Origin of the sequence: Bradyrhizobium sp. CIR18 (assembly GCF_014198295.1) — a bacterium.
In the GTDB taxonomy this organism is placed as follows: domain Bacteria; phylum Pseudomonadota; class Alphaproteobacteria; order Rhizobiales; family Xanthobacteraceae; genus Bradyrhizobium.
Map to the genome: position 1 here is coordinate 24,958 of NZ_JACIHF010000029.1, position 15,875 is coordinate 40,832.

Below are 15,875 nucleotides of genomic sequence, written 5' to 3' on the forward strand. Positions count from 1 at the left end.
GCCGAGACACCCCCTCCCCAACCGTCCCCCGCAAGCGGGAGAGGGAGCGCAGTTTTCGCCGCGGCTCGCAGCTCGCCTGAATTTCTCCGAAGCAGTCAGCCATGAAAATCTATCTGGCAGGCCCCGACGTGTTCCTGCCGGATGCGATCGAGATCGGCCGGCGCAAGGTCGATATTTGCGCCGCGCACGGGCTCACCGGCCTCTATCCCCTCGACAACGCCATCGATCTCACCGCGCCCGATGCCGCGCGGCAGATCTTCTGCGGCAACGAGGCGATGATGGAGGCGGCCGACGCCATCATTGCCAATCTCACCCCGTTCCGCGGCGCCGGCGCCGATCCCGGCACCGTCTACGAGCTCGGCTACATGGCCGGCCGCCGCAAATTCTGCCTGGCCTATTCCAACGACGGTGCCGCCTATGCCGACCGTGTCGGCCGCTTCATGGAGGTCACCTCCGAGGATGGGCGGCTGGTCGACGCGCAGGGACTGACGGTCGAGGACTTCGGCCTCGTCGACAATCTCATGATGATCCATGCCCTGGAGCTGCACGGCTGTCCGCTGGTGACGCCGGCCGCGATGCCGATCGACGTCTGGCATGATCTCGCCGCGTTCGAGGCTTGCGTCCGGATGGCGGCCGCGCGATTGATCGCTACATAAGCAGATCAATCGTCCCAAGAAGCGTCCCAAGACCCGTACCAAGAGAGCGTGATGTCCCCTGCCCGCAAGCGCGCTGATGTATTGCTGGTCGAGCGCGGCCTGTTCGAGAGCCGGGCGCGGGCGCGCGCGGCGATCGAGGCCGGGCTCGTCACCGCCGACGACAAGCCGGTCGCCAAACCGTCGGAGACGATTGCCGAGGACGCCGTGATCCAGGCCGAGCCCGCGCACCCCTATGTCTCCCGCGGCGGCGTCAAGCTCGCCGGCGCGCTGGAACGGTATCCGATCGAGATCGAAGATCATGTCTGCCTCGACGTCGGCGCCTCCACCGGCGGCTTCACCGAGGTGCTGCTGGCGAACGGCGCGAGCCTGGTGTTCGCCATCGACGTCGGCACCATCCAGCTGCATCCTTCGCTGCGCGACCATCCCAAGATCGTGTCGATGGAGGAGACCGACATCCGCAGCTATGAGGGCAAGCGGCTGCCGGCACGGCCCGATGTCGTCGTCATCGACGTCAGCTTCATCTCGCTGAAGACCGTGTTGCCGGTGGCGCTGTCGCTGGCGGCAGCGCCGATGAGCCTGCTGGCGCTGATCAAGCCGCAATTCGAGGCTGACAGGAAGCACAACAAGAAGGGCATCGTCCGCGACGCCGCCGTGCACCGGGAAATCTGCGACGACATCGCCGCCTTTGCCGCCTCGCTCGGCTGCACCGACATCGAGATATTCCCCTCGCCGATCACCGGCGGCGACGGCAATATCGAATTCTTCCTGGGCGCGCGTCGTGGTTGAGCGCATCAGGATCGATCATGTCGGCCATCGCGGCGACGGCGTCAGCCTCGACGCCGGCGAAGCGATCTATGTGCCCTACACGCTTGGCGGCGAGACCGTCGAGGTCGATCACGTCGTGGGCAACCATCCCGATCGCCGCAAGCTGCTCGCAGTCGACGTCGCAAGCCCCGAGCGCATCGAGCCGTTCTGTCCGCATTTCGGCGTCTGTGGCGGCTGCGCCATCCAGCATTGGGCGGCCGAGCCATATCACGCCTGGAAGCGCGGCATCGTGGTGGAGACGCTGGCCCAGGCCGGCATCGCATGCGAGGTCGCGCCGCTGGTCGATGCCCATGGCGCCGGACGCCGCCGCGTCACGCTGCATGGCCGCTTCGGCACGCATGATATCCTCAAGGTCGGTTTCTCGGCGACGAGCTCACACGACGTCATCCCGATTCATCGCTGCCCGATCCTCGATCCCGGACTCGACGGCGCGCTCGATGCCGCCTGGGCGCTCGCCGAGCCTTTGACGTCCAGGATGCCGGTGACCAAGCCGCTGGACATCCAGGTCACCGCCACCGCCAACGGCCTCGATGTCGACGTGCGCGGCTCCGGCCCGCTGCCGACGGCGCTCGTCACCGCGCTCTCGCGCGTCGCCGAGCAGCACCGCCTGGCGCGGCTGACGCGGCATGGCGAATTGGTGCTGCAACGCCTGGCGCCGACAATAAAGATGGGCCGCGCCGAGGTGACGCTGCCGCCGGGCTCGTTTCTGCAGGCGACCGTGGCGGGCGAAGAGACGCTGGCAGCGCTCGTCGCCGAGCGCATCGGCAAGGCCAAGGAGGTTCTCGACCTTTTCTGCGGTGTCGGTCCGTTCGCTCTGCGGCTCGCAGAGAAGGCCCGCGTCATCGCCTATGACAACGACGCCGGCGCTGTCGCAGCGCTGGCGAAAGCCGCGCGCACGCCGGGCCTGAAGCCGATCAAGGCCGAGCCGCGCGATCTGTTCCGCCGCCCCCTGGTGCCGCCCGAGCTACGTGACTTCGACGCCGTCGTATTCGACCCGCCGCGCCAGGGCGCACAGGCGCAGGCGCTTAAGCTCGCCGCGAGCAAGGTGCCGGTCGTGATCGCGGTGTCCTGCAACGTCGCGACATTTGCCCGCGACGCGCGGGTGCTGATCGACGGCGGCTATCGGCTGGAGGTGGTGGTGCCGGTCGATCAGTTCCGGCACACGCCGCATGTGGAGCTGGTGGCGCGGTTCAGCCGTTGAGGTCAGGCCGCTATGCCGATGGCTCGAATTGCGGCTGCCATCGTAGCAGATAGGACTGTAGCGAGCGCACCGCGATCGCCAGCAGGATGCCGACGAACATCATGACGAAGATGGCCACCATCATCTCGCTGGCATTGGCCCGCGCCTCCGCCTCGATGATGAGCTTGCCGAGGCCGCGCTCGGCGCCGATGAACTCGCCAACGATGACGCCGATCAGCGCAAAAGACACCGCCGGCAATAGCGAAGCGAACACCCAGGCGAGCGCGGACGGGATCACGACCGTACGCAGCACGGTGAACTCGCTGGCGCCGAGCAGACGGGCGGCAGCGATCTGGTCGCGGTCGACCGCACGCGTTCCCTCGAAGGTGTTGAAGAACACCACGAAGAACACGACGAGCCAGGCGGTCGCGATCTTGGAGAGATCGCCAAGGCCGAAGATCAGGATGACGAGCGGTACCAGCGCAATGCGCGGTATCGAGTTGAGCGCCACGATGTAGGGTCCGAACACGCGGGCAAGGAAATCCGAACGGCCGAGGACCAGGCCAGCCGCGATCCCGCTCGCAGAGCCGAACAGAAAGCCCCACCAGGTATTCTTCAGCGTGACGAGCGTGGCGAGCCAAAGATTGTTGTCGTTGCCCCTGATGCAGGCGGCAAAGCCGCCAGCGTCAGCGAAGCAGCCGAGCCGCAGAAAGCTCTGCCAGATCAGCGACGGCTTGGCGACAAAATAGGGATCGAGGATTTTGGGCACGTAAGCCCTCGGCAGCAACGCCTTGCTCCATTCAAAGCCCCACTGCCAGATGACGAGCACGGCTGCGAGAATGGCCAATTGCCAGAACAGAATCACGGCGCGGTTGTTGGACATGGTCAATCGACCCTGGTGCGGCGGAATTCTTCGCCGAGGGAGTGCCAGATGTGAGAATAGAGGCGGCCGAATTCGGCGCTCTCGCGCACGGCCACGGGGTCACGCGGCCGCGGGATGGCGACGTCGAAATCTTCCTTGAGACGCCCGGGCCGGGCCGAGAGCAGGATGATGCGGCTCGCGAGCGTCAGCGCCTCGCCGAGATCGTGCGTCACGAACAGCACCGTCTGCCGCTCGCGTTCCCAGATCTCCAGCAGCGTCTTGTGCATCTCCAGCTTGGTGTGGGTGTCGAGCGCACCGAACGGCTCATCCATCAGCAGGATCTCGGGCTCCAGGATCAGCGTGCGCATCAAGGCGACGCGCTGGCGCATGCCGCCGGACAGCATGCGTGGAAAACTCTGACCAAAGCCCGAGAGCCCGGCCTTCTCGACCGCCGAAGCGACGCGGCTGGCGCGCTCGGTCTTCGGCAACCCGGCGATCTCCAGCCCATAGCCGATGTTCTGCTCCACGGTTCGCCAGGGAAATAGCGTATCGCGCTGGAAGACATAACCGACCCTGGGGTTGACCGTGCCGGTCTCGACCGCGTCCTCGTCGATCAGGATGCGTCCACCCGAGCGCGGCAACAATCCCGCGACCATGTTGAGAATGGTGCTCTTGCCGCAGCCGGATGGACCCAGCAGCGCAACGAACTCGCCCTGCTTGACCTCGAATGAGACGTCATCCACCGCCACGAACTCGCGGCCGGACGCGTTGAAGCGCTTGGCAAGCCCCTGCACGGCAATGCGGACGCGCGCTGCCGCTGTGTGATCGTAGTCGCGCGCGAGCGCAAGGCCTTGGCCCGTCGCGGCGATCATTTGTATTTCGCCCTGGCGGCCTGGAGGAAGCTCATGTCGACGACATCCTCGTATTTGGTCTCTGGAATATCCGTGCCCTTGCGGTACCAGGGCTTGGCGCCGCGTTCGAACGCAGTCTTGTCGATGACGCCGTCATAGGCCCAGGTCGACTTGTCGAAGCCGAGTTCGGCATTGACCGCGTCGGGATCGATGCCCGAGAAATATTTCGGCGTGACCAGCGCCTGCACCTCCGCGAGTGGCGCCGCCTTCACGAACGCCATCGCGCGGTAGATCGCATTGACGTAGGCCTGCACCAACGCCTTGTCCTGCTCCACCGTGTCCTGGAGCGTGTAGATCACGAGCACGGGCAGCGTGCCGCCGAAATCCTTCTCGAACACGCCCGGCTTGGACGTGTCGTAAATCGTCTTGCCAAACCCTTTCTTCTCGACCTCGACGATCCAGCTCGGCGGCGCCATGATCGCGTCGAACTGCTTGGTCTGGAGCGAGGGGAACATCGTGTTGGTCCCGCCGCCTGCGACCCAGTTCACCTTGTCGCCGAGCCCGCGCGCTTCGAACACATAGGTGCCGAACACCCAGGTGCCCGAGCCGATCGCGGTGGCGGCAACGATCGGCTTGGCGCCGTCCGGCCGCTTGTAGTCGGCGAGCTTCTCGACCGAATTGATCCCGCTGTCGTGGAGATCCTGCCGGACCATGATGTTGGCGTAGGAGCACACCATCTCGGTGGCGAGCAGGATCTTGCATGGCTTGCCGCGCGCGCCGAGCTGGAGCGGGTGACTGGCATCGCCATGCGCGAACAGCGCCTGCCCTGCCGCCAGCGTCTGGCGTCCGAACGTGCCGGCATTGCCGGTGATGAGCTTGGAATCGAGCCCCTCGTCCTTGAAGTACCCCTTCAGCTCCGCGATCATGCCGATGGCGTAGACCGGCGACACTGGTCCGAACGCAAGGGAGACCTGCTTGCTCTGCGCAAGCAATCGCCCCGGCAACAGCGATGCTCCGGCCAATGCGGAGCCCGCGATCAGCGCCTGGCGCCTAGTAATGCTCATGTGCTCCTCCTCCCTCGTTTTTTGTTCGATTACGCGGATCGGTCAGGACGGCGCGAACTTGATCGTCCCTGCTTGTCGCAGCGCCTCGATGTCTTCCGGAGACATGCCGATCTCGCGCAGGATCTCGCCGCTGTGCTCACCGATCCCAGGTGGATCGTAGCGGTTGGGCAGCCGCCTTCCGTCCATGGAAATCGGCAACAGCGGTGTCTTGGCCTCGCCGCCATCGGGCAGCCGAATATCGGTCAGACCGCCCGACTGGTTGAGATGCGGATCATCGAAGAGATCGCCGGGCTTGTTGACCGGCGCGTAGGGCAGATCCAGCTGCTCGAGGCGCGCAGCGAGATCGGCCTTGTCCCATTGCTTGAAGATCTTCGCGATTTCCGGGATCAGCCAGCTGCGATGATCGACGCGGTCGTTGCTCGTGGCAAAGCGCGGATCAACGAGCCAGGCGTCACGATCGAAGGCGCGGCAGAACGCCGCCCATTGCTCTTCGCCGACGATGGTGACGAACAGCTTCGAGCCGTCCCTGGTGTCGAAGAGATCGTAGACCGGCCACGGACTGTCCTTGATGGAATACGGGATCGACGGCTGGCCGCTGACCACCTCGCACATCATGGCCTGCGCCATCAGGAACACGTTGTTTTCGTACAGCGCGCTCTGGATGTAACGGCCGCGGCCGGTCCGCTGCCGCTCGGCGAGCGCGGCCTGGATCGCGATCACGCCGAACATGCCGCCCATGACGTCGTTGACCGAGGCCCCGGCGCGCATGGGACGATCGGGCAAGCCGGTCATATAAGCGAGGCCACCCATCATCTGCACCACCTCGTCGAGCGCGAGGCGGTTCTCGTACGGGCCGGGCAGATAGCCCTTGAGCGAGCAATAGATCAGGCGGGGCGCAAACGCCGCGACGCTCTCGTAGTCGAGGCCGATCCGTTTCAAGAGGCCCGGCCGGAAATTCTCGATCAGGACATCGCTGTTCTCGATCAGCCTGCGTGCGACGTTCTGGCCGTCCGCGGTCGACGTATCCAGCGCGATGCTGCGCTTGTTTCGGCTGTAGGTGGCGAAGAAACCGGCGGCTGGACCCTTGAAAGTGCGGGTGCGGTCGCCCTTGGGCGGCTCGACCTTGATCACGTCGGCGCCGAGATCGGCGAGGATCAAGCCGCAGCTCGGCCCCATCACCATCTGACTGAACTCGATGACGCGAAGTCCGGCGAGCGGGCGAAGCTCCGATGCCGTCTCATGTGCAGCGGGGGTCATGCCGCGCACCGCAGGACTTTGGGAATGCCCGCCTCGTGCAGATGCCCCGTCAAATGTTTTGCCGGGATATGGCGGGCGAGGATCTCGCGCGTCTGCATCAGACGGTCGAGGTCGATGCCGGTGGAGAGCCCCATGCGTTCCAGCATGAACACGAGGTCCTCGGTGACGATGTTGCCGCGCGCACCGGGAGCAAAGGGGCAGCCACCGAGGCCGGACACCGCAGCGTCGAAACGGCGGATGCCGGCTTCGAGACCGGCGACGGCATTGGCAAGGCCCGCACCGAGCGTGTCGTGCAGATGCAGCCGCAGCGTCATTTCCGACCCGACCTCACCCCGCACGGCTTGGATGATCTGCCCGATCAATTTCGGGGTGGCATAGCCGACGGTGTCGGCAAGGCCGATCTCGTCGGCACGGGCCTCGGCAAAAGCGCGCGCCACCCGGCACACGGCTGCCTCGCTCACCTCGCCCTCCAGCGAGCAGCCGAAGGCGGTGGCAATCGCGCCCATCAATTGCGGCCGCTGGCCCACGGGCCGGGCGTCGATCGCGGCGCGGACCGCGCGAAATCCCTCGATCTGCTCATCGACCGTGCGGCGCACATTGGCGCGATTATGCGTCTCGCTGGCGGAGATCACGAAGTAGACGGCGTTGACACCGGCGGCGATGGCGCGCTCGGCGCCCTTCACGTTCGGCACTAGCGCACCGATGGTCGCCGATTTGTGCGTGAGCGCGTGTGTCATCACCGTATCGACGTCGGCGAATTGCGGCACGACCTTTGGCGGCACGAACGAGCCGGCATCGATCTCGCGCACGCCGGCAGCGGCGATCGTGTCGATCAGCGCGCATTTGGCTTCGGTCGGAACGAAGATGTCGAGATTCTGCAGACCATCGCGGGGAGCGACCTCGCAAATATGGACATCCGGCGCGCGTGCCATCGGGCTCTCCCTGGGTCGATTGTATATTGTTGCATAAAAGAACAATCCGTGGGACAGTCTGTCAAGCCCTAAATCTCGCGTGCAGTGCAATGAGCTCATCAGACAGTTCCCGACAACGCACCGACAAGAACGGTTCCGAACGCGCCGAACACCTTGCCGGGCTCATCATGGCGCTGGCCCGGCGCGAAGGCATGAAGGCCGGCGACCGCCTGATCGAACAAAGGCTTGCCGATGCGCTGGACCTTTCGCGCGCGCCGATCCGGCTCGGCCTGAAGGCGCTAGAAGCAGCGGGGCTGGCGCGCGGCGAGCCGCATCGCGGTTTTGTGCTGGCCAAGAATCCCACCAGCGGCGCAGCCCAACCGGCGCTCGCGGCAGTGAGGCGCAACGAGCAGGTTTATGCGTCCGTCGCAGGCGACGTGCTCGCGAGCCGGCTGCCGACCGACGTTACCGAGGCGGAGCTGATGCGCCGCTATGACGTCACGCGGGCCGAGCTGCAGCGGCTGCTGGACAGGATCGCTGCCGAGGGCTGGATCGCACGCCTGCCGGGCTATGGCTGGCGTTTCGCAGAGACGGTCTCAAGCCCCGAAGCTCAAGCACAGGCCAAGGCGTTTCGCGCGGTGATCGAGCCGGCGGCGATCGCGCAGCCGGGTTTTACGCTGCCGCAGGAGGTGATCACACGCCTGCGCGAGCGCCAACAGCGCGTGTTCGAAGGCGAGATCGAGAAGATGACGATCGGCGAGATCTTTCACTCCGGCTGCGAATTCCACGAAGACATCATCCGCGGCGCCGGCAATCCCTTTTTTCTCGAAGCGCTCAAGCGCGTGAACTCGATCAGACGCCTGTTCGCCTATCGCAGCTTCGCCGACCGCGACGGCATGCGCCGGCACGTGCGCGAGCATTTGCGCCTGCTCGACGTCCTGGAAACGCGACGTTACACGGAGGCGGCGGAACTGATGGCCAGGCACCTGCAAAGGCCGCTGGTGGCGGGCTTGTCGTGATGCCCAAACCAGAATTGCGTGGACCGGTCATCTGATCTTGATTCCGGTCAATCGTTCTGGCGCCCGTTGCTGCTAGAGGCATGCTGCGCAAGGACATGGAGCGGACGTTTGTGGTTCACCGACGGCAGTTCATCGCGGCCGCACTCGGGATTCCCGCGGCTGCGATCGGCGGCTTCCCTGCCGCGGGAGCAACGATGACCTATGACGCGGCGGTGACGACGTCGCGGGCTCCGCTGCAGGCCGTGCCACGGGATCGCGAGCTCGTGCGCTTTGCCACCCTCGCCGCCAATAGCCATAACACCCAGCCGTGGGTCTTCTCCGCGCACGGCAACGAAATCACGATCGCGCCGGATTTTTCGCGCCGCTGTCCGGCTGTCGATCCGGACGATCATCACCTCTTCGTCAGCCTCGGCTGCGCCGCCGAAAACCTCATCCTCGCTGCATCCACGCTGGGCTGGCGCGCCGACCCGGTCATCGACGGCGACCGCATCGTGATCACGCTCGAGGAAACACCGCCCGCCGCATCGGCGTTGGCGGCCGCGATTCCGGTACGGCAATGCACGCGCGCGACGTTCGACGGCAGGCCGGCCCCGCCCGAGACCTTGCGCCGGCTCGAGAACGCCTGTCGCGAACCTGATGTCACAACCATCCTGCTGACCGAGCACGCCGCGATCGCGAAGGTCGCCGACTACGTGCTCGAAGGCAACGCCGCGCAGATGCGCGACGGGGCCTTCATGCGCGAGCTCGTGAACTGGATTCGCTTCAACGAGACGGAGGCGCTCGCGAGCATGGACGGGTTGTTCTCACCCGCCTCGGGAAACCCGTCCCTGCCGTCGTGGCTGGCGCGGCCGCTTATGAAACTCTTCTTCACGGAGAGCGGCGAAAACAAGAAGTACCGCGAACAGCTCGTCAGCTCTGCGGGCGTCGTCGTGCTCACGGCCAATCGCAGCGACACACCGCGCTGGATTGCAGTGGGGCGCGCCTGCCAGCGCTTCGGCTTGCAGGCGACCGCGCTGGGACTGAAATATGCCTTCGTCAACCAGCCGGTCGAGGTGGCGGCGCTGAGGCCGCAATTCGCGGCCTCACTCGGACTCGGCGAGCGGCGCCCCGATATCGTGATGCGTTTCGGGTACGGCCCGGACCTGCCGAAATCGCTGCGGCGTCCGCCTGAACTGGTGATGCGATCCTAACGCCGAAGACCGCTCAGGGCCGGCGACTCGCCGGGCAGCATGTTCGATCTGATATCGCTGTCCATGCGACCCGAGTCCTGCTGGATGAAACCGGCGCCGAACGACAGACTGAGGTTGGAGGTCGGCTTGAACTCGACGCCCGCAAATGCGCTGGTGCCGGGCGTCGCACCGGACGTCAGCGGCGCAAGCGAGCTGCCGATGCCGTTGCCATATTTCAGCGTGTCGAAACCGGCAAAAAAGGTGACGGGCATGTCGCCCAAGGTTTTGGTGGTGTAGCCGAACTGGGTGCTGTCATACGAGAGCGCGCTGAAATTGCCGGCAAAACCGCTCTGACCAAATCCACTCTGACCAAGTCCGGTCTGACTGAGGCCGCTCCAATTGAGGTTGCCGCGCTGGCTGCCGACGAAGAAGCCGTTCGCAAAATTGGTGCGCCCGCCTGCGTCACCGGCATTGAAGCTCGGAAAATTGCCGTAAGGATCGGAGCCTTGGCCATCGCTGCCGCCAAAGCCAAACGGTCCGCCCGGTATGACATATCTCAGCGGTGCAACTTGCGCATCGACGGAGGTGCCGCCGAGGCAGAGCACGGCGACGATAGCTGCAAGACCGCATGAAGCTGCAAGGCGGGACATTCAGGTAACCTTCGAAAACCTCGCAAATCATACCCTCCGGCGATGAGGAATGCCAGCGAGGCCGCGCCGGCATCGCCTCAGCCGGGTTCCGGGATACCCATGCCGAAAGTGAGCTGATTGCCGTCGGCATCAACGATGTCGAAATCGCGCATGCCGTAATCGCGATCCTCCGGCTGGTTGATGGGCCTGGCGCCACGGCCGGACAATTCGGCATAGAGCAGGTCGACGTCGCGGACGAAAATGCAGAGGCCGCCCTGCCCGGGCAAGCGTTTCGTCCTGGCCGCTGCCAGCAGATGCAGGGCGACCTCCTCGCGACAGAGGCAGGCGTAGGACAGCGGCTCACCATATTCGAAGGTGACCTCGAACCCGAGCACGTCGCGGTAATAGGCGAGGCTCGCGGCGATGTCGGAGACGACGAAAACGGTGGCCGAGCCGGCCATCATGAGATGTTCGTCGGTCATCTGTCCTCTCCGTCGCGAGCAATCTCCAGAGCGCAGCCTAGCATGCGCGCCCGAGGTCTTGCACGGGTCGCGCCGCAACGTAAGCTGGTTAGGAAGCCGCGCTCTTGCCGCTGACGATCCCGCATCTGGCGGAAGGGGCCGACGATGCCTGGCGGCTGATCGGCGATGGCGCGCTTGCGGCCGCCTGCGAAGGCTTGCGCAAGGTCGAGCGGGAGTTGAAGGTGCTGCCCCAATGAAGCATGGAGAACGCGGTGACCTCTGACAATCCCGTCGCGTACGAATGCGTTCGCAACATCGCCCGCATCACGCTGCGCCGCCCGCCGGTCAATGCTCTGAGCCTCGAGATGATCCGCAGCGTCGTCGCCGCCTTCCGCCGCGCTGCGGATGACGACGGCGCACGCGTTGTCGTGCTGGCGAGCGCAATTGCAGAACGTTTTTCGGCGGGCCTCGACCTCGACATCCTGCTTGGCAGGTCTGGCGCCGAGATCCGGGAATTCCTCCGGGCGCTCTATATCGACCTTTACGATGCCCAGTACGGGCTCGGAAAACCCTCGATCGCCGCGGTCGGCGGTGCGGCGCGCGGCGGCGGCATGACCATGGCGGTGTCCTGCGACGTGGTGCTGGCAGCCGAGAGCGCGACGTTCGGCTATCCCGAGATCGACGTCGGCGTCATTCCCGCGATCCACTACGCGCATCTGCCGCGCATCGTCGGACGTCACCGCGCCTTCGAGCTGCTGTTCACCGGCCGGATCTTCAGCGCCATGGAAGCACGCGAGCTCGGCGTGGTGAACCGCGTCGTCGCGGATGCGGAGCTCGAGGCCGAGGTCGCGAGGCTCGCTGCGCAGTTCATCGGCAAATCGGCCGCGGTGCTGCGGATGGGCCGCGCCGCCTTCATGCGCCAGATCGATCTCGACTATCGCCGCAGCATTGCGAGCGCCGTGGACGATTTCTGCAACGTCGCGACGTCGGATGAGGCGCAGGAGGGCTTGAGGGCGTTCGTGGAGAAGCGGGCGCCGAAATGGTGAGGACACCAGGCCCCCGCGTGTCGGGTCGCCGCGCGTTCAGGCGGTCCTGTCGACGGAGGACGATGAATCGGCCGGCGGATATTTCGTGACCGGCACCATGAAGGATTTCGTGCCGACCTGGTAGATGACCTTGCCGTTCTGCCCGTCATCGGTCGCGATCTGCGTCTGCCCGAACATGATGACGTTCTTGTAGACGTAGCCGGTGCCCTGGCGGGTGACGCCGTCGGTGGTGACGCTGACCTGGGCTTCCTTGCCATTGACCGCGAGCACCTTGAAGCTCGCGCTCTTGCCGTTGGCGCTGGAATAGCCGCCCCAGCTTCCCATGAGACGGCTGTCGGAAGCCGGCGGGGCCTGCTTCTCGAGATTGGCGGTCTGCTTGCCAGCGCCCCCGAACGAGAACAGCATCACCATGTTCTTGCCGTCCTTGGTGCCGACCGTGACCCCGCCAAAGGTGATGAGCGTGCCCTGGACCTCGGCAAAGCCGCGCTCGGTGTGCCCGTTATGGGTGTACTCGACCTGCGCGCGGGCCCCGCGGATGTTCACGACCTTGAAGCCGACGGGCTGGTTGTTGCCCACCCAATTGCCCTTCCAGTCACCAAGCAGCGCGCTCTGGTGATACAGCCGCTCATTGGCGGGAGAAATCTGGCTGGTGCTGGATGAGATGACGGCCATATGATTGCTCGGAAGACGGGCCCGACAGACCCACTTCGTTTGGCTTCAGCGATATCGGGACGCCGACTGAAACGGACAGAAACCGACCGATTAGGGCCATGCACCGGTTAACGAGCCGTTAAGTTCAACTGCCGGTTGGATGGGCAAAAGGTCTCAGCCCGGGGGCTTCAGCGCCCCCAGCGGTCCGACCATATCTTCTCGCCGATCAGGCAATTGACGCGCGGCTCCTTGTCGGCGACCCGCATCACGGGGCGCTCCGGCGTGCGGCCGGCGACCTCCATCAGCAGCTTGGTGCGGATCGCCTCCTTGAACTTGTCACGGTCCTTGATCGTTATGACGAAGGAGCCTGGACCGCCGATGACGCAGTCTTCGTAATAGAAATCGAGATTATCGATATCCATGGTCGAATAGGACGGCTCCTTGACCATGATCGGCAGGCCGTTGATGACGACGCCCTTCTCCAGCGCGGCGTCGCGCGCCACCGTGACGGGGCCGCCATTGTTGTTGGGGCCGTCGCCGGAAATGTCGATCACACGGCGCAGGCCCCGATAGGGATCCTCGTCGAACAGCGGCATCGCGAACGTGATCGCGCCGGAGATCGAGGTACGCGAGGCGCGCCGGATCGGCGTCTTCATGATCTCGGCGGCAACCGCATCGGCCGTCTCCGGTCCGTCGACCAGCCGCCAGGGAATGATGATCTTCTGGTCGCTCGAGGCGGCCCACTCGAAATAGGTCACCGCGATCCGACCGTTCGGACCGAGCTTCAGCGCCTGAAGAAATTCCTTCGACTGGATCGCCTGCGCATAGCCTTCGCGCTGGATCGCGAGCTCGTCCATGTCCATGGAGTAAGAGACATCGACGGCGAGGATCAGCTCGACGTCGACCGTCTGCGCGTCCCTGTCGGCCGCAAGCCGCTGCGGCTCGTTCTTTGGCGGTTCAAATTTTGGTCCTGGTGCCGCGATGCCCGCGACGTCCCCTCCGGCAAACATGCCGGCAACCAGCACAGCCCCGATCGAGAACAGCAAGCGCATCGCAGTCTCCCGTCGTATGACGCGATGGTGACATGCAATCGCCGAGCCGCAAAGGGCGAAGATCGCTTGCGCTTCACATTCAGGTTAGGAAGCTGCGGGTTGGGTATGTGCACGCCCTTGCGCAAAGCTGCCGCCGTGTTGCCGCGCTCGCGCCGCTGGAACGCGCCAGATTGCTGGCATCATCGGGCTCGCGATGCGCAAAGCCGGAACGACGAGCCGCGGGACAGAGCGTCCCGCCTACTTGTCCGGCACGATTTCCATGCTAGGTTGGCCAGACAGATGGGGATGGAGTCCCCCGATAACCGCCCGACGGCCTTGAACCCGAATCCTGGACCGTAGTGCGCTGATGACTCCTGCTTGAGGAGGGGCAATCATTGGGCCTCTGCCTTTGGCGGGAGCATGGACAAACCCGCCGGTGGCGGGTTTTTTGTTGTCTGGCCTTTGGCCAGGAGAACGCGAAGGAGACGGCGACGACGTGACGACGACGACACCGACTGCTGCACGTAGCGGGTTGCCCAGGGGGATCTGGGTGCTTGGCTTCGTCTCGATGCTGATGGACATCTCCTCCGAGATGATCCACGCGCTCCTGCCGGTCTATCTCGTCACCGTGCTCGGCGCTTCGACGCTCACCGTCGGCTTCATCGAGGGCATCGCGGAGGCGACGGCCTCGATCACGAAGATCTTCTCCGGCGCGTTGTCCGACTGGCTCGGCCGCCGCAAGCTGCTCGCAGCGCTCGGCTATGGGCTCGCGGCCTTCACCAAACCGTTGTTCCCGCTTGCCCCCAGCGTCGGATGGCTGGTGGCCGCCCGCTTCATCGACCGTGTCGGCAAGGGCATACGCGGCGCGCCGCGCGATGCGCTGATCGCCGATATCGCACCTCGCGGCCTGCGCGGGGCGAGCTTTGGCCTGCGGCAATCGCTCGACACCATCGGCGCCTTCCTCGGGCCGCTCGTGGCGATCGGCCTGATGTGGTGGACGGCAGACAATTTTGCCGCGGTGTTCTGGGTGGCGGTGCTGCCGGCCTTCCTGTCGTTCGGCTTGATCGCATTCGCGGTGAGCGAGCCGGAGCCGGATCCGAGCCGGGAGCCTGCGGGGAATCCGCTCAATCTCGCCGCGATGCGGCAGCTCGGCACGGTCTATTGGCGCGTCGTGGCCGTCGGCGTCGTCTTCACCCTCGCCCGCTTCAGCGAGGCCTTCTTGATCCTGCGGGCTCAGAACATCGGGCTCAATGCGATGTGGGTGCCGGCGGTGCTGGTGCTGATGAACATCGCCTACGCGCTGTCGGCCTATCCGGCCGGCGTGCTCTCGGACCGGATCAACCGGACCGGCCTGCTCGCGCTCGGGCTCGTCTTCCTCGCCTGTGCCGATCTCGCGCTGGCGCTGCTGCCGAGCCTTGGCGGCCTCGCACTCGGCGTCGTGCTGTGGGGGCTGCATATGGGACTGACGCAAGGATTGCTCTCGGCCCTCGTCGCCGACGCCGCGCCGCCCAGCCTGCGCGGCACCGCGTTCGGCTATTTCAACCTGTTCACCGGCCTTGCCTTGCTGGCCGCGAGCGTGATCGCCGGCGCGCTGTGGGACGCCTATGGTCCGGCAGGAACCTTCTTTGCGGGACTCGGCTTCGCGCTGGTCTCGCTCGTGGGACTCTTGGCCGTCGGCAACGGTCTGGCCGCGGAGGACAAATGAGGATGGGAGGTCGTTCATCGTGCTGAGCGGAGCAATCGCGATCATGGTCGGTAGCGTGCTCGGCGGCTGCGCGCGCTATTTTATTTCCGGCGTGATCGCGCGGCGGCTGGGCGAGACGTTTCCGTGGGGCACCATGACCATCAACGTCACCGGCGCCTTCCTGATCGGCATTTTCGGCGCGCTGGCGACCCATCCCGGCTCGGCCTTTGCCACGCCCAATCCGTGGCTGTTCGCGGTGACGGGATTTCTCGGCTGCTACACCACGGTGTCCTCGTTCAGCCTGCAGACGCTGACACTCGCGCGTAACGGCGAGGCGATGCATGCGCTCGGCAATGTCGTGTTCTCGGTCGGGCTCTGCCTTGCCGCCGTCAGTTGCGGTTTCCTCCTTGCCGACAGTCTGGGAGGCTAGCGCGATGGCATTTGTCGAAGCGTTGGCCGGGCCACAGCTTCACCTCGCCCCGCTTGCGGCAGGGCTATCGCATATGGCTGAGGGTGGCCAAGAGGAATGCGTTGTCCCAGCCAGCGCGCTTGATTTTACGCCGGAGGGAAGCGCGATCC

18 protein-coding genes and 1 riboswitch are annotated in these 15,875 nt (G+C 65.2%); of the genes, 9 read left to right on the plus strand and 9 right to left on the minus strand.

Features of this window, described 5'->3' with window-relative positions; translation table 11 throughout:
* The first annotated feature begins 101 nt into the window (after window positions 1-101).
* The 3 genes from GGD65_RS39215 to GGD65_RS39225 are packed head-to-tail and all read left to right on the plus strand — an operon-like array spanning window position 102 to window position 2,682.
* The gene (locus GGD65_RS39215) at window positions 102-656 is read left to right on the plus strand and encodes a nucleoside 2-deoxyribosyltransferase (protein WP_092259915.1); all 555 of its coding nucleotides are present in this window, start codon (window positions 102-104) and stop codon (window positions 654-656) included.
* A gap of 51 nt (window positions 657-707) precedes the next feature.
* On the plus strand, window positions 708-1,442 hold the full coding sequence (locus tag GGD65_RS39220) for a TlyA family RNA methyltransferase (protein ID WP_183238673.1): 735 nt from the start codon (window positions 708-710) through the stop codon (window positions 1,440-1,442).
* Window positions 1,435-2,682, plus strand: a complete 1,248-nt coding sequence (locus GGD65_RS39225; RefSeq protein ID WP_183238674.1) for a methyltransferase — start codon at window positions 1,435-1,437, stop codon at window positions 2,680-2,682. The genes GGD65_RS39220 and GGD65_RS39225 overlap by 8 nt, the downstream gene beginning before the upstream one ends.
* Before the next feature lie 10 nt (window positions 2,683-2,692).
* On the opposite strand, the gene GGD65_RS39230 is transcribed toward GGD65_RS39225, so the two are convergent.
* The 5 genes from GGD65_RS39230 to GGD65_RS39250 are packed head-to-tail and all read right to left on the minus strand — an operon-like array spanning window position 2,693 to window position 7,627.
* Window positions 2,693-3,544 carry an ABC transporter permease gene (locus GGD65_RS39230; protein WP_179735357.1) on the minus strand — a complete coding sequence of 284 codons (852 nt, stop codon included), beginning with the start codon at window positions 3,542-3,544 and terminating at the stop codon, window positions 2,693-2,695.
* Between the two features lie 2 nt (window positions 3,545-3,546).
* On the minus strand, window positions 3,547-4,395 hold the full coding sequence (locus GGD65_RS39235) for an ABC transporter ATP-binding protein (RefSeq protein ID WP_179735355.1): 849 nt from the start codon (window positions 4,393-4,395) through the stop codon (window positions 3,547-3,549).
* On the minus strand, window positions 4,392-5,438 hold the full coding sequence (locus tag GGD65_RS39240; RefSeq protein ID WP_183238675.1) for an ABC transporter substrate-binding protein: 1,047 nt from the start codon (window positions 5,436-5,438) through the stop codon (window positions 4,392-4,394). Before GGD65_RS39240 ends, GGD65_RS39235 begins: the two co-directional genes overlap by 4 nt.
* A 42-nt stretch (window positions 5,439-5,480) precedes the next feature.
* Window positions 5,481-6,695, minus strand: coding sequence for a CaiB/BaiF CoA-transferase family protein (locus GGD65_RS39245; RefSeq protein ID WP_183238676.1), 1,215 nt, complete (start codon window positions 6,693-6,695; stop codon window positions 5,481-5,483).
* Window positions 6,692-7,627, minus strand: coding sequence for a hydroxymethylglutaryl-CoA lyase (locus tag GGD65_RS39250; protein ID WP_183238677.1), 936 nt, complete (start codon window positions 7,625-7,627; stop codon window positions 6,692-6,694). Before GGD65_RS39250 ends, GGD65_RS39245 begins: the two co-directional genes overlap by 4 nt.
* Here GGD65_RS39250 and GGD65_RS39255 point away from each other — a divergent pair.
* A complete protein-coding gene (locus GGD65_RS39255) occupies window positions 7,621-8,625 on the plus strand; it encodes a GntR family transcriptional regulator (RefSeq protein WP_244550723.1) in 1,005 nt (334 codons plus the stop codon). The genes GGD65_RS39250 and GGD65_RS39255 overlap by 7 nt on opposite strands.
* Before the next feature lie 80 nt (window positions 8,626-8,705).
* On the plus strand, window positions 8,706-9,815 hold the full coding sequence (locus GGD65_RS39260; RefSeq protein WP_246783584.1) for an Acg family FMN-binding oxidoreductase: 1,110 nt from the start codon (window positions 8,706-8,708) through the stop codon (window positions 9,813-9,815).
* Here the strand turns inward: GGD65_RS39260 and GGD65_RS39265 are convergent.
* Window positions 9,812-10,444, minus strand: a complete 633-nt coding sequence (locus tag GGD65_RS39265) for a hypothetical protein (RefSeq protein WP_183238678.1) — start codon at window positions 10,442-10,444, stop codon at window positions 9,812-9,814. The two genes, GGD65_RS39260 and GGD65_RS39265, sit on opposite strands and share 4 nt — an antisense overlap.
* 77 nt (window positions 10,445-10,521) lie before the next feature.
* Window positions 10,522-10,905: a VOC family protein gene (locus tag GGD65_RS39270; RefSeq protein ID WP_183238679.1), complete on the minus strand. Its 384-nt coding sequence runs from the start codon at window positions 10,903-10,905 to the stop codon at window positions 10,522-10,524.
* A 104-nt stretch (window positions 10,906-11,009) separates the two neighbouring features.
* Between GGD65_RS39270 and GGD65_RS40920 the strand changes: the two genes are divergently transcribed.
* Both GGD65_RS40920 and GGD65_RS39275 read left to right on the plus strand, forming a co-directional pair.
* Window positions 11,010-11,141: a hypothetical protein gene (locus GGD65_RS40920; RefSeq protein WP_283813762.1), complete on the plus strand. Its 132-nt coding sequence runs from the start codon at window positions 11,010-11,012 to the stop codon at window positions 11,139-11,141.
* A 15-nt stretch (window positions 11,142-11,156) separates the two neighbouring features.
* A complete protein-coding gene (locus GGD65_RS39275; protein WP_312017779.1) occupies window positions 11,157-11,930 on the plus strand; it encodes an enoyl-CoA hydratase/isomerase family protein in 774 nt (257 codons plus the stop codon).
* A gap of 36 nt (window positions 11,931-11,966) precedes the next feature.
* On the opposite strand, the gene GGD65_RS39280 is transcribed toward GGD65_RS39275, so the two are convergent.
* Entirely contained in the window at window positions 11,967-12,602 is a 636-nt protein-coding gene (locus tag GGD65_RS39280) for a hypothetical protein (protein ID WP_018322583.1), read from the minus strand.
* A gap of 167 nt (window positions 12,603-12,769) precedes the next feature.
* Window positions 12,770-13,633 carry a DUF1194 domain-containing protein gene (locus GGD65_RS39285; protein WP_091964726.1) on the minus strand — a complete coding sequence of 288 codons (864 nt, stop codon included), beginning with the start codon at window positions 13,631-13,633 and terminating at the stop codon, window positions 12,770-12,772.
* A 272-nt stretch (window positions 13,634-13,905) separates the two neighbouring features.
* Window positions 13,906-13,996: riboswitch (Fluoride riboswitch) on the plus strand.
* 112 nt (window positions 13,997-14,108) lie between these two features.
* On the opposite strand from GGD65_RS39285, the gene GGD65_RS39290 reads away from it, so the two are divergent.
* Together GGD65_RS39290 and crcB are read left to right on the plus strand one after the other, a co-directional pair.
* The gene (locus tag GGD65_RS39290; RefSeq protein WP_018322581.1) at window positions 14,109-15,317 is read left to right on the plus strand and encodes an MFS transporter; all 1,209 of its coding nucleotides are present in this window, start codon (window positions 14,109-14,111) and stop codon (window positions 15,315-15,317) included.
* Window positions 15,318-15,336: 19 nt separating this feature from the next.
* Window positions 15,337-15,726: a fluoride efflux transporter CrcB gene (gene crcB / locus GGD65_RS39295; protein WP_183238681.1), complete on the plus strand. Its 390-nt coding sequence runs from the start codon at window positions 15,337-15,339 to the stop codon at window positions 15,724-15,726.
* Window positions 15,727-15,875: the final 149 nt, after the last annotated feature.